This is a genomic window from Paenibacillus sp. SAFN-117 (assembly GCF_051966115.1).
GTDB classification, from domain to species: domain Bacteria; phylum Bacillota; class Bacilli; order Paenibacillales; family NBRC-103111; genus Paenibacillus_L; species Paenibacillus_L residui.
Genome location: NZ_JBQCLK010000009.1, coordinates 1 through 24,749 on the forward strand (window position 1 = coordinate 1; position 24,749 = coordinate 24,749).

The window sequence follows — 24,749 nt, forward strand, 5'->3', positions numbered from 1 at the left end:
TAAGCATGCCTGCAGAGGCTCCATGTCAAGTCGGCACCTTAGAATCGGTAGAATACGCAAACTTACGAAAAACCTCCAAAAAGAGAGGAATTGTATACATGGTTATTTTTTTATGGTGCGGACTCCGGAATTAGGGGGCCTAGCCGGTGGTGCAGGTCTTTTTTGGAAAAGCGGCGCGATGCCTAATTCTAGAGCGATAGTGCAGGTCTTTTTTGGAAAAAGTCGCGAAATGCCTAATTCTAGAGCGATAGTGCAGGTCTTTGGAGCGATTTTTGCGAAATGGCCACATTTAGTCAAAAAGAACTGCACATTTGAGCGTCTTTGGCCCTCTTTTTAGAAAATGGCAGGATTTTAATGCACTTTTGCTCGTCTTTACGACGATCTTACCGACCGGGAGGTAGCGTGTAGCTTTCCCTTGCTCATCATTTGCTCCAATAGGCTAAAGTTTGGGGATTGCCGAAAAATGTCTAGAACGGGCTTCGATTTCTTGTAATCCGAAGATGCCATTTTCATTGACATTGATGGTTGTTCGGTATATAGTTGTTTAGACAACTAATATAAGGGAGCGGCAAAAACATGACTGTGCAAGAAATTGCCCTGGATCATTCCATAGGCTTTATTATGGGCATTACACATCGGAAACTCGCGCTCGTATTGCAGAATCGGCTGAAGAATTTCGATATCACCCCCGAACAATGGTCGGTTCTATACTTGATTAGCCGGGTAGACGGCCTGATTCAGAAAGAGATTGCTCAGCGCTCGGGCAAGGATAAGCCTACCACTACCCGCATTCTCGATCATCTGGAGACGAAGGGTCTGATTTATAAAAAGACGGGCACGGAAGACCGCCGCTCGTTTGTGGTCCACATTACCGATAAAGGAAGAAGCCTGATTCAGGAGACGGAACCGATTGAGAGGCAACTTGTTAATGACATTAAAGAATGTATGTCCGAAGAGGAGTATGAAATTCTTATGAAGCTTATTCTCCGTATACTCAGCTATGCGAATAATGAACTAACCTCCAAAGATCAGGAGAGAGATGGACAATGAATACTGACCAACCTACGAAGCTATGGACGAAATCATTTATATCATTAACTATTTGTTCGTTTCTTGTATTTTTAAACTTGCAAATGCTGCTTTCCTCATTCCCGGCTTATGCAAAGAATGAGTTTCAAGCGGGGGATTTGGCTGTCAGTCTGGTTACCAGTCTGTTTGCCGCTTCGGCGATAGCCACCCGGTTTATGACAGCGGCTCTTATGCGAGTCGTACCCCGCAATGTGATCCTGTATGTCGGGCTGGCTGTAGCCGCCATCACCACCGGAATATACGTCCTGGCCGACTCCATAGGCTCGCTGCTTGTAATGAGGATGGCCTACGGAATCGGATTCGGGATGGCGAGTACAATTATTCCGACGCTGGTTTCGCAAATTATCCCCATCCAAAGAATGGGGGAAGGGATTGGTTATTTCGGACTGTCCACCAGTCTGGCGATGTCTGTTGGGCCGATGATCGGCTTGAACATAATGAATTATTTGGGATTCCCTGCGCTGGCAATGGCCGGTACGGCTGCTGTGCTCCTGATTTTTCCGCTCCTGCTAATTACCCGTTCTCTGCCGCCGGACAAGAAACAGCCTGCCCCCAAATCCGCAGGCAAGAAAGCGGGGAACAAACCGGCCTTCAACCGCAAATTATTGTTTCCGGCAATGCTCAATATCATCCTGGCAGTGACCTATAGCGGGCTGCTAAGCTTTATCGCTTTATATGGGGAATCGGTGCATCTCGAACAGGTCGGGCTGTTTTTTTTGTTTAACGCGATTACCATCATTATTATTCGGCCGGTATCCGGAAGAGTGTTCGATACGAAAGGGCATGCCGCCGTTTTGATCCCAGCGGCATTATGTGTCGTTGCAAGCTTGACGGTTCTGTCCTTTGCCGCATCCTTGCCTCTCTTGATCGTATCCGCGCTGCTGTATGGGCTCGGTTTCGGAGCTATCCAACCGACCATCCAAGCCTGGATGATTCGGGTGTCTCCCCAGGAGCAGCATGGCATGGCCAACAGCATGTTCTATAATGCGACCGATCTGGGGGTGGCCGCGGGAGCATTGATTCTGGGAGCCATTTCGTCAGTGACCGGGTATGCCATGATGTATCGATATTCGGCGGGCTTCATGATTCTGTTCCTTATCGTTTATGTATGGGTTCAAGCAGTGGAAGCGAGGAAGAAGAACCGGGCGCAAGCGGATATTTCCATACCGGGCTGATCCTGACAAGATAGCATTGTCTAAACCGTTCGAGATAAAATAAAGACGGGATATAATCCTGTAACTATAGCGGGCCATGGTTTGATATAATTCAACGTATAACCATTGCTTTCGGCAGGGAAATAGCAGCGCTGCTGCCGTAAAAACCGAAACTCGGCAAGGAAGAAGGGAGGGCGCTTATGGGGCAATGGTGGATAGGCTTGGCCGGAAGTCTGCTCATCGCCGGGGCGGCATATTGGAAAAAATCGTTGTCCGCTTCCGGACTGATTGCCGCGGTCTTGCTCGGCACGGCTCTATATTCTGTCGGCAGCTTGCCCTGGTACGGCGCCTTGATCGCTTTCTTCGTCTCCTCCTCACTATTGTCCAAGTGGAAGAGCCGCAGGAAAGAAAACGCTGAAAGCGGATATGCAAAGACGGGGAGAAGAGATGCCGGTCAGGTGATCGCCAACGGAGGGCTCGGCTTGCTGCTTTGCGTCGCTCACGCGATATGGCCCCACCCGGCTTGGTGGGGAGTATACATAGGAGTTATCGCTTCTGTAACCGCCGATACGTGGGCGACGGAGGTAGGAGGATTAAGCAGGAGCCGGCCCCGTTGCATCGTGAATGGGCGCAGGGTTGAGGCAGGGACTTCCGGCGGCGTGACCTTGCTGGGACTCGGAGCTTCGGCAGCCGGCGGTTTGTTCATCGGCGGGATCGCCTGGCTGCTGTTTCAAGTTCAGCCGGCGGCGGGCGGCGTTTTCTTGGCAGATCCATATGGGCTGTATTCGCTGCTTATAGGTTTACTGGGAGGTTTGGCCGGTTCCCTGGCCGATTCCTGGCTGGGAGCCATCGTACAGGTCATGTACCGCTGCCGTATATGCGGCAAGGAGTTGGAGAAGAGCGAGCATTGTCAAGCTGCGGCAGAGCCAATCCGGGGATGGACATTCATGACGAACGATGCGGTCAATGCTCTTAGCTCGGCCATAGGCGGGCTTGTCGGCTTTCTGCTTGTTTGGTTTATTTTCTGAAAAACCGGTAGAGAAGGGGCGAGCGGAAGTGGATGAAAGAAAACAATTTAGCTTTATCCGTCTGGGCCAGTGCACCTTTGAACAAGCATTAAGGCTGCGAAATCGCGGTTTTGAAGGGTATTATTTTGATGTAACCGTAACGATGGATCAATTGCTCCGCTCGTTTGCGGTTAACGGTATACGCCCGGAGCTTTCTCTGGTCGCATGCGCGGACGGCCATCCGGTCGGTTTTGTCTTCCTGGCGGTTAAAATGTTAAATGGGCTGAAAGCCGCCTGGAACGGCGGAACGGGAGTGATTCCCGAGTATCGCGGATACGGGCTTTCTACAGCTTTGATGCAGGAAGTCAAAACTCTTCTCACGGAGCAGGAAGTCGATCGCGCCTATTTGGAAGTGCTCGTTCAGAATTCCCGCGCCCTCTCGGCTTATGAAAAGGGAGGATTCCATATAGCGGACCGGCTGATCGGATTGACCAGGGACGGAGCTTTGGAGCCTGAGGCCTTCAAGGCCGGCGAATGTTCCGGCTTCAAGCTGCAATATGGGGCTCCCCGTACCGTGAAAGATATTCCCTATTACCGGGAAATAGCAGCATGGGAATGCCAGTGGCAGAATATGGCGGAAGGGGAGTCGCTGATCATCAGAGCCGCCGATGGAGAACCTGCGGCCTATGCCCTGTTCAAAAGAAATTACAGCGATGAGGGCATGATCAAGTCGATCGTTCTCTATCAATGTGAGGCCGCCCCCGGCCGCGTGGATCGCACGGAGCTTTTTCGCATGGCGCTAAAGGCGGTGTTTGGACCGAAGGAGCTTGACTGCAGCCGGACCACGGCCAATTTGTCGGGTTCTAATCCGGATTTAATCGATATGCTCAAGGAGGCCGGATTTAAGGAACGGTACCAACAGCATTTAATGGTCATGGACTTGTGAAGGCTTACATGACTTGCTTGCGGACATCATCTCCGTTTCCGGGGTGGCGCAGCAAATATCTGCTTTCGTCCAGGACAAAGCGAGTTCGGTAAGCATCATTGACAGAACAAATGATGGCAAATATGGCTTGTGTTCAGTAAGTACTTAATTAAAAGAAGTGGCCGCAATAAAGGAGAGACAAAGGAGAGACAAAGGAGAGACCTATGGAAACACGCACTAACCGGCAGCAGAAGTCGCTGGAGACGAAGAATAAATTGATCGATGCCGCCCTTCGGACATTTTCCCGCAAAGGATTCAAGGAGAGCACAACGAAGGACATAGCGAAAGAAGCGGGAGTGACCGACGGATTGATCTATCATTATTTTCAATCCAAGGAAGATTTGCTGTGGGCTATTTTTGAAAAATATACGCTTCTTGATTCCCTGGAGGAAACCGTCAGCCGATTGGATTCAAACCAGCCCTTACAGCATAATCTGACGATTTACTTCCAATCGCTGTTTCGCAGTCTCGACGAATCGCAGGATTTGATTGTCATGTGCTTCGGGGAGGCACAACGGAATGACGATATCCGCCGGAAGATACAGGAGATTATCGGCAGAGGGGCGGAGCTGCTTGTAACGTTTCTGGAGCCGAAGGTTCGGATCGGGCGCCGGGAGCTGTCGATCGCTGTCCGCAATCTGCAAACAGCGATGGTTTTTCATTTTCTTACGGTAGACCGATTTATGGAAGGCGGGAAGGCCAGACAAGAGTATATAGAAATCTCCGTCCGGCAGCTTCTGAAGATCATTGCTGAATGAACATATTCAACCGCTTGATTTCAAGCGCGGACATAGAGCTTACATCCCCTGATTTGCCAAACGAAGGGCACTCAGCACATTAATGCTTCGCCCGCTGCGGTCGTCATAGAGGGAGTTTCCTTCTACATGGTCAATGAACAGCACTCCGTCCAGATGATCTGTCTCGTGCTGAATGCATCGGGCAAGATAGCCTTCTCCTTCGAGTACGAACCATTCTCCCTGCCTGTTCTGGCTTCTCACCTTTACATAATTTGCCCTTTTGACGATGCCGGTATAACCCGGATAGGACAAGCAGGCTTCCGGGCCTGTTTGCTCTCCCTCGGCTGCAATAATTTCCGGATTGATCAACTCGATCAAACCGTCCCCGCAATCCATGACGACCACTCTTCTCAAAATGCCGATTTGCGGAGCCGCCAATCCGGCCCGGCCTTCGGCGCCATACAGCGTATCCACCATATCATCCAGCAGTTTGAATAATTTATCGTTGAACTCGGTTACCGGCTTGGCCTTTTTCCTTAATATTTCCTCTCCGAAGGGAAGAATCGTCTTGACAGCCATCGGTTCTTACCATCCTTTCTTAGGCATTAAGCTCCTTTAATAATTGAAGGGGTATGAACCCACAATTCGCCGGGGGTGCAATCCAAGGCGGTGCACAGAGCGTCCAGCGTATCGGCTTTCATTTGTTTAGGCTGGCCGTTCAGCAAGGCGCTTATGGATGGGGGAGATAAACGGTATCCCGACTTATCCTCCAGCAGCCGGGCCAGTGCCGCTCCGGTCCAAACTCCTCTTGCGGCCATCACTTCTCTTAACATCCACACCAGCATGGCAGAGCTCCTCTCCAAGTAAATTTAGGCAACACCTAATTTATTTAAGTATGACCTAATATATCATGAGATCCATTTATTTGGCAACTAATTTTGCCCCTCAGCCGCCAGATAACGGTTACCCGACAAAAAAAGAAGAATTTCGACAGAATTATGAATTATTTTTTACAATCAGCTTAACAATGGCTCTGTAGTATGGTAAAGTATAGATGTCGAATGAAAACAGGGGTAAAACTGCCCGCTGGTGATTGTCTTGGGCCGGTATGGGACAAGCCGTCGAGCTTGTCGATTATTGTCTTGGACCCAGTGCTTTTCAGACTGGTTTGTTTAACCGGCAATAAGCCGTGGGGGACTGTGGATACCGGATGACGCTATACCGCGAAGGTATGTACTCCTCGATAACCTGTTCTCGTATGACGTTAATTTTTCATCTAGGAAAGAAATTTTCCCTTGGCAAATGACGATTGAAGAACTAGATCTTTCTGTTCGTTCTATTAAAAGTATGCCATATAGAGATCGGTCATTATTTTTTTCATCCGGTCTTTTTTGGTATGTCCGAGGGAGAACAGCGGCTCCGCTCAATTATTATTTAAGGATCGCCGATTATTTCTGATTAGGAATAGGGAGGTCGAATCCATCTCAAATTGAGAACGATATAATCCTTAATCAATATTTAATATTTTTGTGAACAAGGTTTATAGTAGTAGGTAGGACTTATGTTACATCTTAGATTATATGACAGCCTTAAACAGGGAATATTACTTAACTACAGGGGAAAAAGGAAGACAGATTTCCCCATAATCAGTCAGAGGCCTCGAAGAGGCAGCGCGTTAACGAACAAATAACTTACCTATGGCCATCATGAACATGCAAGGGGAGGTTACCTTCAATGTCGATTGGGGAAATGACCAAGCTAAATCCTTGGCAAACTTATTACGGCCCTAACCTGGGCTACATCAATGAACAGTATGAGAAATACATCGCCGATCCCGAATCCGTGGAACCGACGTTCAGAGAACTGTTTGCCATCTGGGGCGCTCCTCCGGCTTCGTGGAATGCCGGAACGGAAAATGTGCAGGCCCCGGTTCCTAATGTTGAAATTAATGAAAATATGTTGAAAAAAGTCGTCGCTGCTGAAAAATTGGTATGGAATATCCGAACATATGGGCATCTGGCCGCGGATCTGGATCCGCTTGGGTTAGGGTTCACTGCGGATACCCGGCTTCTTGAGCCGGAAACATATCAATTAAGCAAAGACGACTTGTTGGCGTTTCCCGCTTCTTTAATCTGGGAGAACGCTCCGGGGAATGCCGTCACCGGATGGGATGCCATCAAGCAGCTCCAACAAATTTATACCAAGACTACCGCTTACGAATTCAGCCATGTTCACGAGCAGCGGGAAAGGGATTGGCTCAACAAGCGTGTCGAAACCGAAGCATTGTCGGGAACGCCTCTTTCGATAGAAGAGCGGAAGGAATTGCTAAACCGTCTCACCCAAGTGGAGCAGTTCGAAGCGTTCCTGCACCGGACGTTCGTCGGTCAGAAGCGCTTTTCCGTGGAAGGCAATGATGTTCTGATCCCGATGCTTGATGAAGTTGTCCGCATGGTGGCCCGGGAAGGATGTCAGCACATTCTGATGGGGATGGCTCACCGGGGGCGCTTGAACGTTCTGGCCCACGTATTGGGTAAACCTTACAGCAAGATCTTCTCGGAGTTCCATCATTCTCCTAACAAGGACATGATTCCTTCGGAAGGATCGATGGGAATTAACTTCGGTTGGTCCGGCGATGTTAAATATCATTTGGGTGCCGACCGTTCTGTAGTGGAGGGCGAACTGCCGCCAATCCGCCTAACCTTGGCCAATAACCCAAGCCACTTGGAATTTGTCAATCCGGTAGTGGAGGGCTTCACCCGCGCCGCCCAGGATGACCGCGGAGAAGCCGGTTATCCGAAGCAGGATGAAAGCAAGGCTGCCGCAGTGCTGATGCACGGGGACGCCGCTTTTGCCGGGGAAGGAATCGTGGCGGAAACGCTGAACTTCAATAAGCTTCAAGGCTACCGCAACGGTGGAACTATTCATATTATCGTTAATAACCGTCTTGGATTTACAACGGAAAGCTCTGATTCCCGTTCGACCCATTATGCAAGTGATTTAGCCAAGGGATATGAGATCCCGATCGTGCACGTTAACGCCGATGACCCGGAGGCATGTATCAGAGCGGTGCGCCTGGCTTGCGAATACCGTAATTTGTTTAAGAAGGATTTCTTGATTGATTTGATCGGTTACCGCCGATACGGGCATAACGAATCGGATGATCCGGAAATGACCCAGCCGCTTACCTACCATAAGGTACGGAACCATCCAACCTGCAGCAAGCTGTACGGAGACAAGCTTGTGGAAGAGGGGATCATCCCCAAGGAGCTTCCGGAGCAGATGAGGCAGGAAGCTGCGGCACGGCTGAAGGAAGCTTATGATGAAATGAAGGAAAACAACGGACGGGCTTCCAGCAATCCGCCCAACGGGCTGATTGTTCATACGGATAAACCGGAAATCAATACGGCCGTTCCCATGGATCAGCTGAAGGAAATCAATAGAGACCTGCTCAAATGGCCTGAAAACTTTAACGTTTATCCCAAGCTTAAACGGATTTTGGAAAGACGGGCGAATGCTTTGGAAGAAGGGGAGAAGGTTGACTGGGCTCTTGCCGAAACTTTGGCCTTTGCAACGATTCTAGCCGAAGGAAAGCCAATCCGTATTAGCGGACAGGATTCGGAGCGGGGAACTTTCGCCCATCGCCATCTCGTGCTGCACGATACCGAGACCGGTCAGAAATTCTCGCCTTTGCACCGCCTGCCGCAGGCCAAAGCTTCGTTCGCCATCTATAACAGCCCGCTGTCCGAAGCATCTGTGCTCGGCTTCGAGTATGGCTATAATGTGTTCGCTCCGGAGACGTTCGTGCTTTGGGAGGCGCAATTTGGCGATTTCGCCAACGCCGCTCAAGTCATTATCGACCAGTTTATCGCTGCCGGACGCGAGAAGTGGCTCCAAAGATCGAGCCTGGCGATGCTGCTGCCTCATGGCTACGAAGGACAGGGACCGGAGCATTCGAGCGCGCGTCTGGAACGTTTCCTGCAGCTTGCCGGTGATGAGAACTGGACGGTCGCTTATTTGTCCAGCGCGGCTCAATATTTCCACCTTCTGCGCAAGCAGGCGGCAATAGCCGGAACGGATGCGGCAAGACCGCTGGTTCTGATGGCGCCGAAGAGTCTGATCCGGAATCCTCGGGTAGCTTCTTCCGGTACGGAGTTCAGCGAAGGAGCCTTCCGTCCGATCTTGGAGCAGCCTGGTTTGGGCGCCCAGTCCAAGAAGGTGGAGCGCTTGATTCTGTGCACCGGTAAAGTCGCCATCGACCTGGAAGAGGCATTGGATGCGGAGAAGGAAAATCAAGACTTCGACTGGCTGCATATCGTTCGTGTGGAACAGCTTTATCCGTTTGCCGGGGAAGAAATCGAGGCCGTGATCCAGCGCTTCCCCAAACTGAAGGAAATTGTCTGGGTTCAAGAGGAACCGCGGAATATGGGGGCATGGAGCTACATGGATCCCCGCATCAGAGATGTGGCACCCGATAAAGTAAAGGTTCGTTATATCGGCCGTCCGGATCGCTCCAGTCCTGCGAGCGGTTATCAGGACGTTCATAATATGGAACAGCAGCGGCTGATCTCGAATGCATTGAATCGCAGCTTCTTTGAAAACTAATAAAGCAGGGAGGATACGGCTGTGAGTGAAATCATAGTACCAGAAATTGGAGAATCCATATCTGAAGGAACGATTGCGAAGTGGATCAAGAAAGAGGGAGAAACGGTCAGCCAGGGAGATTTGCTGCTTGAACTGGAAACCGATAAAGTCAATCTGGAAATTACGGCTGAGCAAGACGGAGTGCTTACGGAGATTCGCAGACAAGAAGGGGATACCGTTCAGGTAGGTGAAGTGATCGGAATTATCGGAGCGGCATCTGCTGCAGCCGGTGCCCAGCAGAAGGCACCTGAAGAAGCAGCACCTGCGGCGCCCGCCAAGGAAAGTGCACCGGCCCAAGCGGCCGCTCCGGCTCCTGCGGCAGCTATTAAAGCCGATGCGGACGATGCCGGTTCCTCGGTTACCGCTACTCCGGCAGCTAGAAAGCTGGCCAGAGAGCGCGGTATCGACTTGCGCCAAGTGCAGTCGGCAGACCCGAGCGGAAGAATCTATCCTGGCGATGTGCAATCCCATGTGGCCGGAGCCCCTTCCGCTCCTGCACAGGCTGCAGCCAATCGTCCGCAAGCGGCTCAGCCTGCGGCGCCTATTGACGTGAATCCGGCCAAGCCCGTTGAACGAATTCGGATGTCCCGCCGCCGCGTAACCATCGCTAACCGTCTCGTGGAAGCTCAGAGAACGGCCGCGATGCTGACCACCTTCAACGAAGTGGATATGACGGCAATTCTTGACGTGCGTAAGCGCCGTAAAGATAAGTTCAAGGAGAAGCATGATGTTGGTCTTGGCTTCATGTCCTTCTTCACTAAAGCAGTCGTAGGGGCGCTCAAAGCCTTCCCGCTGTTGAACGCAGAAATTGTCGGCGAAGAAATTTTGGCCAAGAAGTATTATGATATCGGAATTGCCGTAGCCGCCAAGGAAGGTCTGGTCGTTCCGGTAGTGCGGGATGCAGATCGTCTAAGCTTCGCTGAAATAGAGAGAGAGATTGCTGATTTGGCAAGTAAGGCCCGCAACAATGCATTGTCGCTGTCCGATCTGTCGGGCGGAACGTTCACGATAACGAATGGCGGAGTTTTCGGTTCCCTCTTGTCAACACCTATTCTGAATACGCCGCAGGTAGGGATTCTCGGAATGCATAAAATCCAATGGCGTCCGGTTGCCATTGACGAAGAGCGGATGGAAAACCGTCCGATGATGTACATTGCCTTGTCCTACGATCACCGGATTGTAGACGGCAGCGAAGCTGTCCGCTTCCTGGTAACCGTCAAGGAGCTTCTGGAAGATCCGGAATCTCTGCTGCTGGAAGGATAATCTCAACGGCAAAAAATCCTCCGAAGAAAACTTCGGAGGATTTTTCTTTTTCCTCATTGCCTCTTGGCCGCTGTACTTAGTTGCTTAGCTGCTGTTTGTACCCGTTCCCCAGTCATTGTGAAGATGAAGAAGAACGCCAGGCCCGCTGTAATCAGGGCCCACATGAAGGTTTGAGCGATGGAGGAGGACAGCAGCTCCGTTATTTTGTCCAGCAGCTCTGGCGGGATTAGCGCACGCTTATCCGGGGATAGCATATCGCGCGGATCGCCGATGTCGATCGGAGGCGCCCCTCCGGCACCGGCAAATTCCTTGCCAAGCCCGTTGGTAAACAGGTTCCGCTGAATAATGCCGAAAATAGTGATGCCGAGCGTCATCCCGAGAGAACGCATGAAGGTAAGAGTCGAAGTAGCTGAACCCCGCTGCCGCATATCAAAGTTGTGAATGGCTGCCATGCTTAATACCGAGAAGTTAAATCCTACCCCAAACCCCGTAATAATCATATACACCGTTAGAGTAGACCGGGCCACCTCGGTTGATAAAGTAGACAGCAGGAAAATTCCGAGGAGGAAGCAAATTCCCGAGAAAATCATAATGTTCCGGTAGCTGGTTCGCGTCGTTAGAAACCCTCCGATTTGGCTGCCGAAAACCGATCCGATCATCATCGGCATCAGAATGAGCCCGGAATGGGTCGCCGATCCGCCGAAGACGCCCTGTACGAAGATCGGGATATAGATGGTGGCCACGATAAAAGTAGCCCCATAGAATAGCGCTACCGCGTTACTTGCGGCGAACAGCCTTTTACGAAACATGCTGAACGAAAGGATCGGCTCCGCGGCTTTCGTCTCAACATATAGAAAAACGGCAAACAGGATGGCAAAGGCGGAAAAAAGACCGATGATGACGGCGGAATTCCATGCATAGTGCTGACCGCCCAGCTCGAGCGCGAACATTAGGCTGACAACGGCTGTCACTAGTGTAGCAGCGCCCCACCAGTCAATTTTTTGTTTCGATTTTGCCAAGGACTCATGATAAAAGAAGGAAATAAAAGCAAGTGCCACAACGCCTATAGGCAGGTTGATATAGAAAATCCAGTGCCAGTTTATGTATTCAGTGATGTATGCTCCCAACAGAGGGCCGAATATACTGGATATTCCGAATACGGCGCCGAACAGGCCGCTGATTTTCCCTCTTTTTTCCGGAGGAAAAATATCAAATACGACGGTAAAGGCGATGGGCATCAGCGCTCCTCCGCCGATTCCTTGAATGGCACGGTAAATGCTGAGCTGCTCGATCGTTTGCGCTGTCCCGCATAGTACGGAACCGAGCAGAAAAACGAGCATACCGAACATGAAGAAGCGTTTGCGGCCATACATGTCGGACAACTTTCCGAAGATGGGGGTGCCCGCCATCATCGCTACCATATAAGAGGAAGTCACCCAGACGATTTTATCGAATCCGCCTAGATCGGAGACAATGGTCCCCATGGCAGCGGCCACAATGGTATTATCCATCGCCGCCATCAGAATACCGAGCAGAAGCCCGGCCACTACAAAGCCAATTTTACTATTCTTAGCAATCATGAAAGTGCTCCTTTGTCATAAGCTGGTCTTGCCCTGTCGATCTGTCTCCGCGCAGAGCGAAGCTGATCTATATTGGGTCCTTCTTGATGAGCAAAGATTTATGTCCCACCACTCCTTCCTCATATCGTTCCCCGCTAATTTATTATAATAAATCATTATTTCAGCCTGCGCTTTATTTTTGTAATCTTAAATTTCTTTACAGCGTGAATAGGGGGCAAAGAAAGAATCTAACGGACATAAAACCTTACTTTAATACATAGGTATTCATCTGCGAAAATAATCCTCAGGAGCTTTTAATAAAAACGGGACAACCGAGGTGGAAAAAGGAGGATTTCAGCGATATACTGGGGGGTGTGGCAGCATTACTTTACTATTGTCCGGTTCGAATGAAAAGTATGGACATATTCTCTGCTGATTTATAGAAATACAAGATATCAATAGTTCTGACATTCAGTTAACATAACATTTATTATGTAAACCAAAGGATCGAAATCGTTTGATTCCATATAAGGAGCACCAAATGCGAATTGAAGAAATGATAATTAAACAGGCTGCACTTACGCCGGATCGTTGGGCAGTGGCCGATTCGAAGCAGCGGTTTACTTACAAGGAATTTATGGAACAGGTACTGTATAGAGTGGACGAGCTGAAGGCAATGGGGGCGGGGACCGGGGAAACGGAAATATTTGCGCTGCAGATGCCCAACAGCATCGCTTGGCTGACAGACGTGCTGGCTGTCATGATGCTTGGCGGTATCGTGCTGCCGCTTCATCCGGAGACGACTGTGGAGGAGCGGACCAGGCTGTTCGACAAGATCGGGCCGCAGTGGCTGTTGGGGATGGACGAGGAGCTTCGTTGGCCGGGGAACAAGCCAAGCCCCCGTCTGCCCCTGCGGCAGGCCGCTTCTGTCAGAGACCTGTTCCTCATCGGGTACACATCAGGTTCTACCGGTGAGCCCAAAGGCTATGTGAAAAGCCATCGTTCCTGGACCTGCAGTCTGGAAGGCTGGACAGAAGCGTTCGGATTGACCGGCAGCGAGCGGATTGCCGTGCCTCTCCCGATGTCTTATTCCGCACAGCTGTATCCGGCCATTCATGGGCTGGCAACCGGCGCGGAGGTCATCCTGATGGAGAGCTATTCGCCCGGAGGGCTTCTAGCTCATAATGCGACCTGCGTAACCATTATCCCGGCGTTACTCGATTCACTAATCCGCTATGCGGATAGCCGGATACCGGAATCGCTGTCGGGGAGGATGCCGAGAACGGTCATATCCGTAGGAACCAAGCTCTCCGCTGCCCAGAGAGCAAGCTTCCGGCGGTGCTTTGGCGAGAGCTCTTTGTACGAATATTACGGTTCATCCGAAATGGGGTATGTGACCTATCTCCGTCCGGAAGAGGCGGAGCGGGCTCCTGATTCGGTAGGGGCTCCCTTCCCGGGGGTGGAGATCGCCTTTATGGACGCCGGCGGTCACCGCATCGAGGCTGAGGAAGGCCGGCCGGGCAAGCTCTATGTCCGCACTGACCAAGCGTTCGAAGGCTATGCCGGGGAAGAAGCTTTGACAGAAGATTGCTGGATAGGGGAATGGGTAACTTCCCATGATCTCGGGTATTGCCGGAAGGATGGAAATATCGTGTTGACCGGACGGGAGCGGGATGTGATCAAAACCGGGGGAAGCCTGGTCTATGCCGCGGAGGTAGAAGCCGCTCTAATGGATATAGAAGGGGTGGCGGAGGCGGCTGTTATACCGGAAGAAGACGGGCAGAGAGGCGAAATCATCCACGCTGTGATCGTACTGCGGCCGGAAGGTGACCTCGCGCTTGTCAGGCGGCACTGCGCTTCCAAGCTCGCACCATACAAACGCCCAAGAAAGTGGAGCGTTGTAGACAAGCTGCCGAGGAACCGGAACGGGAAAGTGGTCAAGAGCCGGATTTTTGTGTCCGATTGAATGTCATAGGATAGTTTTTTCAAGGCAATTTCTGCTATAGTAGTGAAGAAAGCGTTTTTATTCTATATTGTGCCAAGCAGGGGGAGCAAGATTATGAGCTTACCAACCGGGAACAGACAGGAGGACCGGAGCCTCTGGCTGGAATGGATGAGAAGGATTGCCGATCCGGTCCTTACCTCCTTGGCCGCGCGCCGGCTGAGAGCGGACATGCCTGTGGAGAGCAGGGGGACGGATCGGGCGGACTATACTTATCTGGAAGCATTCGGGAGACTGCTGGTCGGCATGGCTCCATGGCTGGAGAGCGGACCGGATGACGATAGTCCGGAAGCGCGATGGCGAGAGCAATATGGTGAACTGGCAAGGCTTGGGATCGATGCCGGCACGGATCCCGAGTCTCCGGACTGCTTTAACTTTACCCAAGGATATCAACCGATCGTGGACGCCGCTTTCCTGGCTCATGCTCTACTGCGTGCGCCGACGGAGCTTTATGGCCGGTTAAGCGGACAGGTTCAGCGCCGGCTTGTTAAGTCGCTGCAGGCGACGCGGTCTCGCAAACCCCATTTTAACAATTGGCTGCTGTTTGCGGCGATGATTGAAGCCGCTTTATACAGGATGGACGAATGCTGGGACCCGATGAGGATCGATTACGCCCTCAAGCAGCACGAGCAATGGTATAAAGGCGACGGAATTTATGGGGATGGCCCGGACTTCCATTGGGATTATTACAACAGCTTCGTCATTCAGCCGATGCTCATCGATATCGTCGGAACGGTCGCACAGGAATCGGACGATTGGAAACGCCTGCAGGAAAAAGTGGAGGCCAGGGCGGTCCGCTATGCCGCCATTCAGGAAAGAAGCATCTCTCCCGAAGGCACTTTCCCGGTCGTCGGCCGGTCCCTGGCCTATCGTTGCGGGGCGTTCCAGCATCTTGCGCAGATGGCGCTGCAGCATAAGCTGCCTCCGGACCTTCATCCGGCTCAAGTGAGGTGCGCCTTGACGGCAGTGATACGGCGGACATTGACGGTGCCGGGAACATTCGACGACAAAGGCTGGCTGCAAATCGGACTATGCGGCCATCAGCCGGAATTGGGCGAATCGTATATTTCTACCGGAAGTCTGTATCTTTGTTCAACGGTCTTCCTTCCGCTGGGCCTGCCGCCTTCCGATCCTTTCTGGCAAGGAGAGGCGGACTGGACGGCGAAGAAAGCCTGGTCCGGGCAGAGTGTGCCTATAGATCAGGCTTTAAGCCGGTAACTGCGCAAGCTCTAGAAGTAGTTTGGGTATGAACAGACGAAGGATTTAGAGGAGGAGAAATCGAATGAAAACAGGCAGTTATAAGCTTGAAACCCGTTGTCTAAGCTCGTTGGTGAAAGTATTTCCGGATGAGGAACTGAACGCCCGGGCCTATACCAAGGGATCCGCTCTATCTAACGAGATGTATTCTTTTCAGATCGCTTATCGCTCCGATTTGTTATTGAAGTGGCTCGAAGTCAAGGTGGAGTCGGAGCTGAACGAGGTGTTGTCGGTCCGCTCCGTAGGGCTCGTACCGGCCGAGATGGTTGCCTATCACGATCATGACGAGCACATTCTTCGTTCGACTCCGGGATTATATCCCGACCCTCTGTATAACATTGCGGAGGAGGGCCTGGCAGGCCTGCCCGGCAATTGGCGCTCCCTATGGGTCGAGGCGGATCTTCAGGGCAAGGTGAAGCCGGGCCATTACCCGATTCGCGTTTTGTTCATGCACGCAGGGGAATGTCTGGCCGAAGAGACCTTCGAGCTGGAGGTCATTGGAGCCGAACTGCCGGAGCAGCAGTTGAAATATACGAACTGGTTCCATACGGACTGTCTGGCGACTTACTACTCCTATGAGATTTTCAGCGAAGAGCATTGGCGGGCGATAGACAATTTTGTACAAACTGCGGTTAAGCACGGCATGAATATGATTCTGACGCCTCTGTTCACCCCTCCGTTGGATACCCGGGTGGGCGGGGAGCGACCGACGGTCCAACTGGTCGATGTGGAGAAATCCGGAGATACCTACCGCTTCGGCTTCGACAAGCTGAAAAGATGGGTGGAGCTCTGCTCGAGGAACGGGATCCGGTATTTTGAATTTTCTCATCTATTTACCCAGTGGGGAGTCAAGCATGCGCCGAAAATTATGGCTGTCGAGAATGGAACCGAGAAGCGCATTTTTGGCTGGGAGACCGATGCGACCGGGGACGATTATCGGGGATTTCTATCGCAGTTTTTGCCCGAGCTTGTCCGCTTTATTCAGACTAACGGCCTGGAGGAGCGAAGCTTCTTCCACGTTTCTGACGAGCCTCACAAGGAGCATTTGGAAAACTACCAGAAAGCGAGCGATTTGTTGAAGCAATATTTGGCTGATTTTCCGATGATCGATGCTCTGTCGGACTACGAATTTTATGATAAAGGCTATGTCAAGAACCCGATTCCTGCTACTAATCATATTGAGCCGTTCCTGGAGAATAAGGTTCCGAACCTGTGGACTTATTATTGCTGCTCGCAATACAAGGAAGTGTCGAACCGGTTCCTGAATATGCCGTCCGCACGCAACCGGATTCTGGGCTATCAACTGTATAAATTTGATATTGCCGGGTTCCTGCATTGGGGCTATAACTTCTGGTATGCCCAATATTCGATCCGGCCGATCGATCCATACACCAACACGGATTCCAACTACGGGTTTCCGGCCGGCGACGCCTTCGTGGTCTATCCGGGTCCGGATGGACAGGCCATAGAATCGCTGCGGCTTAAGGTGTTCTATGATGCGTTCCAGGATTTGCGGGCGTTGAAGCTGCTCGAAAGCCTGATAGGCAGGGAGCAGGTGCTTGAGCTGATCGAGGAAGAGCTGGAGGAAGGGATTACGTTCAGTACATACCCTCGGGAAGATGAATGGCTGCTCAACAAACGGGAGCAAATCAACCGCATGATCAAGGACAGCTTGTCCCAATAGCCCGGCGCATGAAGCCTGTCGAAGAACGCCCTCGGATGAGGGCGTTCTTTCTTTACTGTTTTATATGGCTTTATTTGACCCAGTACTTCAGATTTCGAAACTTCGTTTCTGAACGTCCTTCCACTCCATAAACACCGTTCTTAAAGTGACGTGTCGCCGGCCCGCGATCTTCTACGGTCAGAACCAATTCGTCATCTGCATAAACTCGAATGATTCCCTCATCAGCATTATGAGCCACCTTTAGGTTCCACCAATTGTTGTACACATTAGATTTGATAAGCGCACCATTAGGATCGCTAAAATATCGCCTCACCGTGTTATCTGGGTGAACTACCAGCATGATGTCGGTTGCGGGCGTACCCGCCGGCCTGTTAATCCGCAAAATTTGCATCACTGACGATCCGACCGACCCTTCTTCGATATAGACATCTGCTTCCCACATGTGCTCACCAGACGAATACTCGTTATACCAGCGCATCTCGGTACGGGGGTCCGTTGTATTGCCTTGTTTAAAAGGTTTGTCCGTATTATATACCCACATGGTATGTGTATCGGTCGCTGCATCGTAATGGTATCGCTCGCTCAAATCAAGATCCCATGGCTTCTGGATGTAATAACTGAAGGGAACTTGAGTCCATCCGATCGTTGGCGGATCTTGTGCAGCGCCGGCATTTGCCACGGCGCCATTCACTGTCGGCCCGAACTGAAATAGTAGGCAGGCAAGAGATAGAATAAGGATCAGGCTAACCATTTTTTTGGTTTTAAACCCGGCTTGAGCCAATTGATATCATCTCCTAAACCATAAATTTTCCTTCTATTCTAAGATGCCGATCTTTGAAGATGTTGTATCAGGCAAGATAAAGGACCTCCATTTCACCCCCAATCACTCTTACATTTATTTCCTGATACAAACTTTAATACGGTATTCTTGAATTCGCCTTTCCATAATGTGTTATTTTACTTTTGGATTGTGCTTTTTAACGATTTTGTGAAGAACAAGCTGGGCTTGTCGGGAGAGCGGATTTTTTGTCAATGCGAAAGACGGGCTGATTTACGCGAAGAAGGGGAGAGCATGATCCTATAGCGAAGCTGGAAATTGCCCAAGAAGATATCGTGACGTTGAAGATTCAATGCGCAGAGCCGGAAGAGTACAGGGGGGCAATGGGTGGCGGAGGATAAAAATCGATTCATAACGAAGGAAGAATCCGCGCGGATTCATGGAAGTCCTTCAATGCCTATCGTGAACAGTATGGTCTTTCGATTTGGATGCAATAACAGAAAGAAGGAGTCCGGGAAGGTCGTGGAGAATCGGCCTAATTTGCCCTTCGGGCATTGTCGAAAGCAGCAAACGGCCGCATTGGGTTCGGAACCGCAAAGGTTCCAAAACTCAACCTTCCTGGACTTACATACGTCGTTTTGGGCTCTGCCCCGGCCTATTCCCGGTCGGAGAACACCCGGGTCATCAGAACGGCCATTTGGGCGCGGGTGACCGGTTCTTCAGGCCGAAAGGTGCCGTCGGGATATCCGTCCACAACGCCGTATTCGGACATCGTCTGAATGGCGGCATGGGACCAGCGGTCGGGGGCGACATCGGCATAAGGCCTCTTGGTGTTCGCGGATACCGGCGGGTAGTTTAACAGCCGGGCGAGCATGGCCGTCATCTGCTCCCGGGTGAGCGGTTCATCCGGAGCAAAGCTGCCGTCAGCTATTCCGTCCACAATGCCGTTAGCGTACGCCCAGGCAATAGCTCCGGCCGCCCAATGATCCGGCGTCACATCCGCGAAGCCGATTCCGGACGGGCTTCCGCCGGACAAGGCGGCGTCTCCGGCTGCTCCGCCGGCTCCCGAGACGGGGGCTTCTGGCCCCTCCATCATGATCCGCGACAGAACAGTGACGGCCTGTGCTCTGGTCAGCGGTCCGTCCGGAGAGAATATGCCGGCTGCCTCTCCATTTATCCAGCCATGATCATAAGCATCCGCAATTTCGTTATGCGCCCAGTGGCCCATGCTGTCCGGGAAGGCCGCCCCGTTCAGCCAGAGGCGGAAGAAGTCCCAGGTTCGCGCATCTTCCTGGGCAAGGCTCCAGCTTCCGGCACCTTTCAAATGATATTTTCCCACCAATTCCAGTTTGAGCTTCATAGCGGCTTCATTCTCATACCACAGCTCGTAATCTCCCGGGCTAAGCTTGCGCCCATTAACAGTTAATGCCGGATCGGTGGGCAGGACCGTGAAGGTCGCCCTGGCCGAACGGCTAGACGGATCGAGTGTAACGGTTCCCCGGTAAGTCTTGATCAGCTCGTCCGCCATCCGGTTCTGAACGGAGATTCCCAGAATCGTTCCGTCCGATTTCCAGAGTCGACCGTAGAAAGGAAAACCGAGCACGATCTTATCCGCCGGCACCTGGGACAGGGCGAACTCTATCGATTTCTCGATGAACCTCCAACTGGCGACAGAGCCGGGGGCCAGATCCCCTTCATAATGCTCGTCATAAGCCATGATCATCAAATGATCGCTGTACTCGGCCAGTGCCTCGTAATCGTATAGCCCCAGCCACCCTTGATCCGAACCGTACGGATTGGCAGCGACGGCTACGGACACTTCTTTATCCGCAGGCAGTCGGGCTCTCAGAAGCTGCACGAGCGCTGTGAAATCCTCACGGTACAGCTTCGGTATGTTCTCCAAATCTATGTTGATTCCGTCCAATTGATAAGTATGTATAGCTTCGGCCAATTGATCCGCCAGATGCTCTTTATTTTGCAAGGCCAGGATTCCCAAATCGCGATTCCAATCATTGCTTAAGTAGGGGACTACACGAATATTCCGCTTATGCATTTCCTGGATAAAACCGGGATCGAGAGACGGGGAAAGCTGCAGAGAGCCGTCCGGATTAAGCTTGAAATAAGAGGGGGAAATGACATCCAGCGAACCCCGGGTAGTTTCGACATAATCGATATATTTTCCGGGAGAGCCATGAAAGACGTAGGACATATTATATTTGCCCGCTTCCGCCGGGGCCGACCCGGCGAATAAAGAGAGGGCGACAACGGTGCTGAGGAGCGTTTTTCTATAGTTGCTGGACAAGGATGATTCTCCTTCTAGTCAAAGTATTCTAATAGATTCTCTATTTTAACTATAAAGGAGAATGCAGGAAACTCAACGGGCCAAATGCTGGAAAAACCTATACCATCTATTTCCTACGAGGGGGTTGCGGCCCCGGATTCCCGGAGCCGTAAGTGTTGGGCTTCTGCCTGCCGAGCATGCTCTTATCCTTCGGTCCCGAGAATAAGCTCCAGGTGGGGATGAGTATGAAGCGGGACACAAATGCCGTGGTTTTTGTCCGGATTGGCCATCCACAGATGAACGAGCGGCGTGCAATCCCATTGTACCGTACCTCTCTGGCCTCTAGCGGAAAAGATAGGCTTTCTGTATACCAGAGGCTTTCTCAGCCGGGCGCTGCGCTCGCTCCAGCTTCTGCGTATCCGGTGAACGGCAACTCTTCTGGCCGGCCGTGCCAAGGGGAGCGTCAACACCGCCCGATCAATCCGCGTTTCTTGCGGCAACGCCGGCAGTTCAAAAGAACAGTAGGTCACTGTTCTTCTCCTCAGCCTTCGCTGCTTCATGCGGTTAGGAGACAGGCGGATGGTGGAAGCGGGCGGGTCTGCCGCTTCTGCCGGCGCTTCGGGCGGAACCGTCTCTGTTTGAACAGGAACAGGGGGCTGGGGCTCACTGAATGCCGGCTCCTCCTCATCAACGAACTCTTCCTCCAACGGCCATAGAATCGTGGGAATATCCCGCAATCTTTGCTTGGCGGTATTCTCGATCGCCTCTCCCAACTGGCGGATATATTCCTCCGCAGAGTGATGCTGTGCTACGTATACGCGGGCATGCTGCGACAGCTTTGCCCGCAGTGCCTCATCCTTGTACAGGCGAAGCATCGCTTCGGCCAAGGTTGTATCGTCGTCCGGGACGGGCGGCAGCTTCACGGCCGTTTCTTCCGGAAATTCACTGAAGGCCCCGATGTTCGAGATGATGGCCGGGATTCCGGAAGACAGAATATCCAGGAGAGAAGCCGAAGATTCGCCATATGTGGGATAACGGAGATTAATGGCTGCATCGGTTTCCGATAAATGCCGCTGATAAGCAGCATCATCCACATGTCCCAGCACCTTAACGTATGATTCCAGCCGTTCCTCCCGGATAAGGGAACGAACCTGGCGCAGGAATTGCGGGTCAATCGGTCCTACTAACCGGTATTCTATATTCGTAATTCCCTGGCAGACCAGCCTTCCAAAGGCGCGAATGGCCGTCTCAATCTGTTTATGCGGCGTTGCATATCCGAAGCTGGCGAACACAAACTTATTTCCGCCGGCGCATGAAGTCCGGTCGGGAACGGCGGCGGCCTTGGCCGGCAGTCTGGTCACTCTCACATTTCGCACTCCGTCGGAGTTAAGAGAATCCTTGCAGTAACGGCTGTGAACGATAACTTCTTTAGCCTTGTTCAGAAAATATTTATTAATCACGATTTGCTCGTGAGGCCTTTCAATTTGACCGTTCCGGATGGCGGCCGCTACATGCTTGGCACTCTGGCCGTAATGGCTGGACAGAACGAGAGTATAGGTTTCGACATCGTCTTTGGACAAGGTCCACTCGATACTCATCGCATGCAGGTTCAAATCATGCAACACAACAATGCCGCTATAAACTCTCAAATACGGAATCATGTAGATGTGAAAGCCACTGTTGCCCATTTGATAGATGACGGCATCGTAATCCTGGGCCCGGTCATGAAACAGCCGGTGATTGTAAATCCGTACCGTCGGGCCGGGGGGGATGTTGGGAGCATAATCGTCATCCACATAGAAGTCGCAATCGTAATTTCGGGCAAGGAGAGGCAGAATAGACTCCATGTAATCGGCAATTCCGGAACGAATCGGCGGCAAGGGAGTAAAGATAGCGATCTTCCTGCGTATCAACTGCTTATAGCTGGCGATGACCTTGCCCGCTACGGTTTCCCAGCGAAAGCCGGCAGCCTGCCGGAATCCCCGTTGCTGCAGCTCTGCTCTCATGGCCGGCTGGGTAAACAGTTCATACAGTCCGGCTCCGATATCGCTCGAATAATGGGGGTTGACCAGCCTGGCGGCGTCTCCCGCAATTTCCGCAAGCGAGGAGCAGTTGGAGGTCAGTACCGGTGCACCGCAGGCCATTGCCTCGAGGACCGGAAATCCGAGTCCTTCGTATAACGATGGGAAGGCGAATACTTCCGCGGCATTATACAGGTCGGTTATTTCATTATCGGGGACGAATCCGGTTATAACGATATCCTCCGCCACACCGCTCCGTTGGGCAATCTCCATTAGCTGTTGGCGATCTTCGGGAGTAACGCTGCAGCACAGTACCAGTTGATAGGCATGGTTAAGCTGGCGGTTGGCTATGGAGAAGCCTTCGATCAGCCGGGACATATTCTTGCGGAAATCCATGCCGCCGGTGCACATGACATAAGGCTTCACAATTCCGTAGCGGGCAAGCAGCTCCGCCCGGTTCACGGCAGGGAGCACCTTGAACCTGGAATCGATGCCGCCCATGATCGTTACTATCTTGTTCGGGTCCATCCCGAGATGTTGTACGGCATCCTGTTTGGTCGTTTCCGAGATGGCCAGAATCACATCACAAGATTTGATAAACTCGATAACCCGATAATAGAAAGCCTCGAATCCCTCGTTATGCAAATATTGATCTTTGTAAAGGTGTGGGATGATATCATATAACGTTACCGCCAACTTCGTCTTTCCGTACCACTCCCGATTCATCATGGCCTGATTTTTATATTCGAAAGGACTCAGGATATGGAACAGCTCGATTTGATTATGGCGCAGAAATTTCTGCAGTTGACTCTTGAGAGCATCCGGACCGTTGTTGATATCGGGATAAAAGTAAAAAAAGGAGAGGTCCTTGCCGAGGATGGAAACATGCTCGATCAGATTTTTGGAATATCTTCCGATGCCCCGATAATTGGACACCCCCTGAACGAAAGACATATCGAAGGCTATGTTCACTATGTTCACCTCTTCTAAAGATATCGACATTAACTGAACAGTCTGGAAATGATCATCCCGATGGACGCGGGAGAAAAGTTAAGGTGAATATCCGAAGCCGCTTTTCTCGCCAACGCCTCCCGTTTGCTTTTGTTCTCGTAGGCTTCCCGCATCGTTTTGCGCACGTTCGCTATGCTAACGTCCGCCCAGCGATGGTTAAGGTAATAATCGGGCCGCTCCCGCTGCAATTTCTCGTCGACGGGAACGAGATTTTTCTCCGTCTCGATCAGGAAGCTGTTCGATTCGTTCATAAATTCGGTTGCCCCTCCCCAATTTATGGAGATGACGGGTTTCCCCAGGCTCATCATTTCCATCGCCGGCATTCCCCAGCCGCTGGCCCGGTCCATTGAAATATAGACATCCGAGCTTTGATAGAGATTGATTAAATTCTCTTCCGAGAAAGGCATCGTAATTAGCACGATCTGATTCTTGTAACGGCCCGGCGGAATCAGGGACAGTATTTCTTTAGCCGCAAACCCTCTTTTGTACCCGCTGTGCAGATATACCTTCAAGATCAGGCTTACATCCTCGGCGGGAGAGAATTCTTCACAGAAAGCTTGTATAAGCATTTGATACCCTTTGCGGTAATCGAAGCCGAATACGTACAAAAACACGAATGACCGGATCGGCGGGGAGAAAATTAATTGCTGATACGGTTTCCCTGGATAATATTTCGTTACATCAATAGGGTACGGGACGATTTTGAGCTTCGAGGGGTTGACCCCGCTGCGGGAGAAAGTTTCGTAATTAAAGCGGGAGGGGACCCAGATTTCGTCCATTAAGTTGGCCTCCGCCGCCCAGCCGCTCGGCAGCCGGTCCGTTTCGAACAATGTAACGCCAATCTGGCGGGCTACGTTCGGTACATGAAAATGCTCCCGAAACAGGGGAGGTAATCCGTGGCGGATGAAGACGACTCTGTCTCCAATCTTGGGAGTGGATAACCGCTGCAGCCATTGTTTCGTCTGTTCGCCGATTTCCGCGTGATCCGGCCCTATAGGATGGATTTGCACGGGGATATTCATCGTTTCCAACGTTTTTATGAAATTTCGGGATACGTTGCCGTATCCTCCCATGTCCAGGACGGGCCCCATCCAATACACCCCGGTATACTTCATCGAAGGCTTCCCCCTTTAATCGGCCGATAAAACTGCGGATTAGTAACCAGTATATGGCGCTACGGAAGGGGGGAATTAGGTGTTTGAATCAAAAACAAGGAAAATTGGGTAGATGCTCTTACCATCGATCGGGGATGTCTTCATTCGTCCATACCCCGATTTTCC

Annotated in this window: 17 protein-coding genes; 10 read left to right on the forward strand and 7 right to left on the reverse strand. The window is 51.5% G+C overall.

Annotated features, from left to right (window positions below; all coding sequences use genetic code 11):
- Positions 1-576 precede the first annotated feature (576 nt).
- The 5 genes from ACTHRH_RS07665 (at position 577) to ACTHRH_RS07685 (ending at position 4,993) form a co-directional block, all read left to right on the forward strand.
- Positions 577-1,050 carry a MarR family winged helix-turn-helix transcriptional regulator gene (locus tag ACTHRH_RS07665; RefSeq protein WP_144933735.1) on the forward strand — a complete coding sequence of 158 codons (474 nt, stop codon included), beginning with the start codon at positions 577-579 and terminating at the stop codon, positions 1,048-1,050.
- The gene (locus ACTHRH_RS07670; RefSeq protein ID WP_144933736.1) at positions 1,047-2,264 is read left to right on the forward strand and encodes an MFS transporter; all 1,218 of its coding nucleotides are present in this window, start codon (positions 1,047-1,049) and stop codon (positions 2,262-2,264) included. The genes ACTHRH_RS07665 and ACTHRH_RS07670 overlap by 4 nt, the downstream gene beginning before the upstream one ends.
- A 179-nt stretch (positions 2,265-2,443) precedes the next feature.
- On the forward strand, positions 2,444-3,271 hold the full coding sequence (locus ACTHRH_RS07675) for a DUF92 domain-containing protein (RefSeq protein ID WP_440414876.1): 828 nt from the start codon (positions 2,444-2,446) through the stop codon (positions 3,269-3,271).
- A gap of 28 nt (positions 3,272-3,299) precedes the next feature.
- Positions 3,300-4,196, forward strand: coding sequence for a GNAT family N-acetyltransferase (locus ACTHRH_RS07680; protein ID WP_144933738.1), 897 nt, complete (start codon positions 3,300-3,302; stop codon positions 4,194-4,196).
- 203 nt (positions 4,197-4,399) lie between these two features.
- Positions 4,400-4,993 carry a TetR/AcrR family transcriptional regulator gene (locus ACTHRH_RS07685; protein WP_440414879.1) on the forward strand — a complete coding sequence of 198 codons (594 nt, stop codon included), beginning with the start codon at positions 4,400-4,402 and terminating at the stop codon, positions 4,991-4,993.
- 39 nt (positions 4,994-5,032) lie between these two features.
- Here the strand turns inward: ACTHRH_RS07685 and def are convergent, their stop codons facing one another.
- Together def and ACTHRH_RS07695 are read right to left on the reverse strand one after the other, a co-directional pair.
- On the reverse strand, positions 5,033-5,551 hold the full coding sequence (gene def / locus ACTHRH_RS07690; protein WP_144933740.1) for a peptide deformylase: 519 nt from the start codon (positions 5,549-5,551) through the stop codon (positions 5,033-5,035).
- A 26-nt stretch (positions 5,552-5,577) separates the two neighbouring features.
- Positions 5,578-5,817 carry a helix-turn-helix domain-containing protein gene (locus tag ACTHRH_RS07695; RefSeq protein ID WP_440414881.1) on the reverse strand — a complete coding sequence of 80 codons (240 nt, stop codon included), beginning with the start codon at positions 5,815-5,817 and terminating at the stop codon, positions 5,578-5,580.
- Between the two features lie 889 nt (positions 5,818-6,706).
- Here ACTHRH_RS07695 and ACTHRH_RS07700 point away from each other — a divergent pair.
- Both ACTHRH_RS07700 and odhB read left to right on the forward strand, forming a co-directional pair.
- Entirely contained in the window at positions 6,707-9,574 is a 2,868-nt protein-coding gene (locus tag ACTHRH_RS07700) for a 2-oxoglutarate dehydrogenase E1 component (RefSeq protein WP_144933742.1), read from the forward strand.
- A 21-nt stretch (positions 9,575-9,595) separates the two neighbouring features.
- The gene (gene odhB, locus ACTHRH_RS07705; protein ID WP_144933743.1) at positions 9,596-10,876 is read left to right on the forward strand and encodes a 2-oxoglutarate dehydrogenase complex dihydrolipoyllysine-residue succinyltransferase; all 1,281 of its coding nucleotides are present in this window, start codon (positions 9,596-9,598) and stop codon (positions 10,874-10,876) included.
- Positions 10,877-10,929: 53 nt separating this feature from the next.
- Here the strand turns inward: odhB and ACTHRH_RS07710 are convergent, their stop codons facing one another.
- Positions 10,930-12,456, reverse strand: coding sequence for an MDR family MFS transporter (locus tag ACTHRH_RS07710; RefSeq protein WP_440414884.1), 1,527 nt, complete (start codon positions 12,454-12,456; stop codon positions 10,930-10,932).
- Between the two features lie 520 nt (positions 12,457-12,976).
- Between ACTHRH_RS07710 and ACTHRH_RS07715 the strand changes: the two genes are divergently transcribed.
- From ACTHRH_RS07715 to ACTHRH_RS07725, 3 genes are all read left to right on the forward strand, one after another.
- Entirely contained in the window at positions 12,977-14,401 is a 1,425-nt protein-coding gene (locus ACTHRH_RS07715; RefSeq protein WP_144933745.1) for a class I adenylate-forming enzyme family protein, read from the forward strand.
- Positions 14,402-14,494: 93 nt separating this feature from the next.
- Complete coding sequence (locus ACTHRH_RS07720; RefSeq protein WP_144933746.1) at positions 14,495-15,655, forward strand: DUF2264 domain-containing protein; 1,161 nt, start codon at positions 14,495-14,497, stop codon at positions 15,653-15,655.
- Between the two features lie 64 nt (positions 15,656-15,719).
- Complete coding sequence (locus ACTHRH_RS07725; protein WP_440414887.1) at positions 15,720-17,378, forward strand: DUF4091 domain-containing protein; 1,659 nt, start codon at positions 15,720-15,722, stop codon at positions 17,376-17,378.
- 70 nt (positions 17,379-17,448) lie between these two features.
- Here ACTHRH_RS07725 and ACTHRH_RS07730 read toward each other — a convergent pair whose 3' ends face one another.
- From ACTHRH_RS07730 to ACTHRH_RS07745, 4 genes are all read right to left on the reverse strand, one after another.
- Positions 17,449-18,159 carry a polysaccharide lyase family 7 protein gene (locus ACTHRH_RS07730; RefSeq protein WP_222126598.1) on the reverse strand — a complete coding sequence of 237 codons (711 nt, stop codon included), beginning with the start codon at positions 18,157-18,159 and terminating at the stop codon, positions 17,449-17,451.
- Between the two features lie 652 nt (positions 18,160-18,811).
- A complete protein-coding gene (locus ACTHRH_RS07735) occupies positions 18,812-20,458 on the reverse strand; it encodes an S-layer homology domain-containing protein (protein ID WP_144933748.1) in 1,647 nt (548 codons plus the stop codon).
- A 182-nt stretch (positions 20,459-20,640) separates the two neighbouring features.
- Positions 20,641-23,430, reverse strand: a complete 2,790-nt coding sequence (locus ACTHRH_RS07740; protein ID WP_144933749.1) for a glycosyltransferase — start codon at positions 23,428-23,430, stop codon at positions 20,641-20,643.
- A 29-nt stretch (positions 23,431-23,459) separates the two neighbouring features.
- Complete coding sequence (locus tag ACTHRH_RS07745) at positions 23,460-24,584, reverse strand: glycosyltransferase family 4 protein (protein ID WP_440414890.1); 1,125 nt, start codon at positions 24,582-24,584, stop codon at positions 23,460-23,462.
- Positions 24,585-24,749: the final 165 nt, after the last annotated feature.

What these genes read in the sequence shown, in the direction of transcription:
- ACTHRH_RS07745 (WP_440414890.1), bottom strand. Translation starts at nt 24,584, where the DNA reads ATGAAGTATACCGGGGTGTATTGGATGGGGCCCGTCCTGGACATGGGA.
- def (WP_144933740.1), bottom strand. Translation starts at nt 5,551, where the DNA reads ATGGCTGTCAAGACGATTCTTCCCTTCGGAGAGGAAATATTAAGGAAA.
- ACTHRH_RS07695 (WP_440414881.1), bottom strand. Translation starts at nt 5,817, where the DNA reads ATGCTGGTGTGGATGTTAAGAGAAGTGATGGCCGCAAGAGGAGTTTGG.
- ACTHRH_RS07725 (WP_440414887.1), top strand. Translation starts at nt 15,720, where the DNA reads ATGAAAACAGGCAGTTATAAGCTTGAAACCCGTTGTCTAAGCTCGTTG.
- ACTHRH_RS07685 (WP_440414879.1), top strand. Translation starts at nt 4,400, where the DNA reads ATGGAAACACGCACTAACCGGCAGCAGAAGTCGCTGGAGACGAAGAAT.
- ACTHRH_RS07715 (WP_144933745.1), top strand. Translation starts at nt 12,977, where the DNA reads ATGCGAATTGAAGAAATGATAATTAAACAGGCTGCACTTACGCCGGAT.
- ACTHRH_RS07710 (WP_440414884.1), bottom strand. Translation starts at nt 12,456, where the DNA reads ATGATTGCTAAGAATAGTAAAATTGGCTTTGTAGTGGCCGGGCTTCTG.
- ACTHRH_RS07675 (WP_440414876.1), top strand. Translation starts at nt 2,444, where the DNA reads ATGGGGCAATGGTGGATAGGCTTGGCCGGAAGTCTGCTCATCGCCGGG.
- ACTHRH_RS07700 (WP_144933742.1), top strand. Translation starts at nt 6,707, where the DNA reads ATGTCGATTGGGGAAATGACCAAGCTAAATCCTTGGCAAACTTATTAC.
- ACTHRH_RS07720 (WP_144933746.1), top strand. Translation starts at nt 14,495, where the DNA reads ATGAGCTTACCAACCGGGAACAGACAGGAGGACCGGAGCCTCTGGCTG.
- ACTHRH_RS07665 (WP_144933735.1), top strand. Translation starts at nt 577, where the DNA reads ATGACTGTGCAAGAAATTGCCCTGGATCATTCCATAGGCTTTATTATG.
- ACTHRH_RS07670 (WP_144933736.1), top strand. Translation starts at nt 1,047, where the DNA reads ATGAATACTGACCAACCTACGAAGCTATGGACGAAATCATTTATATCA.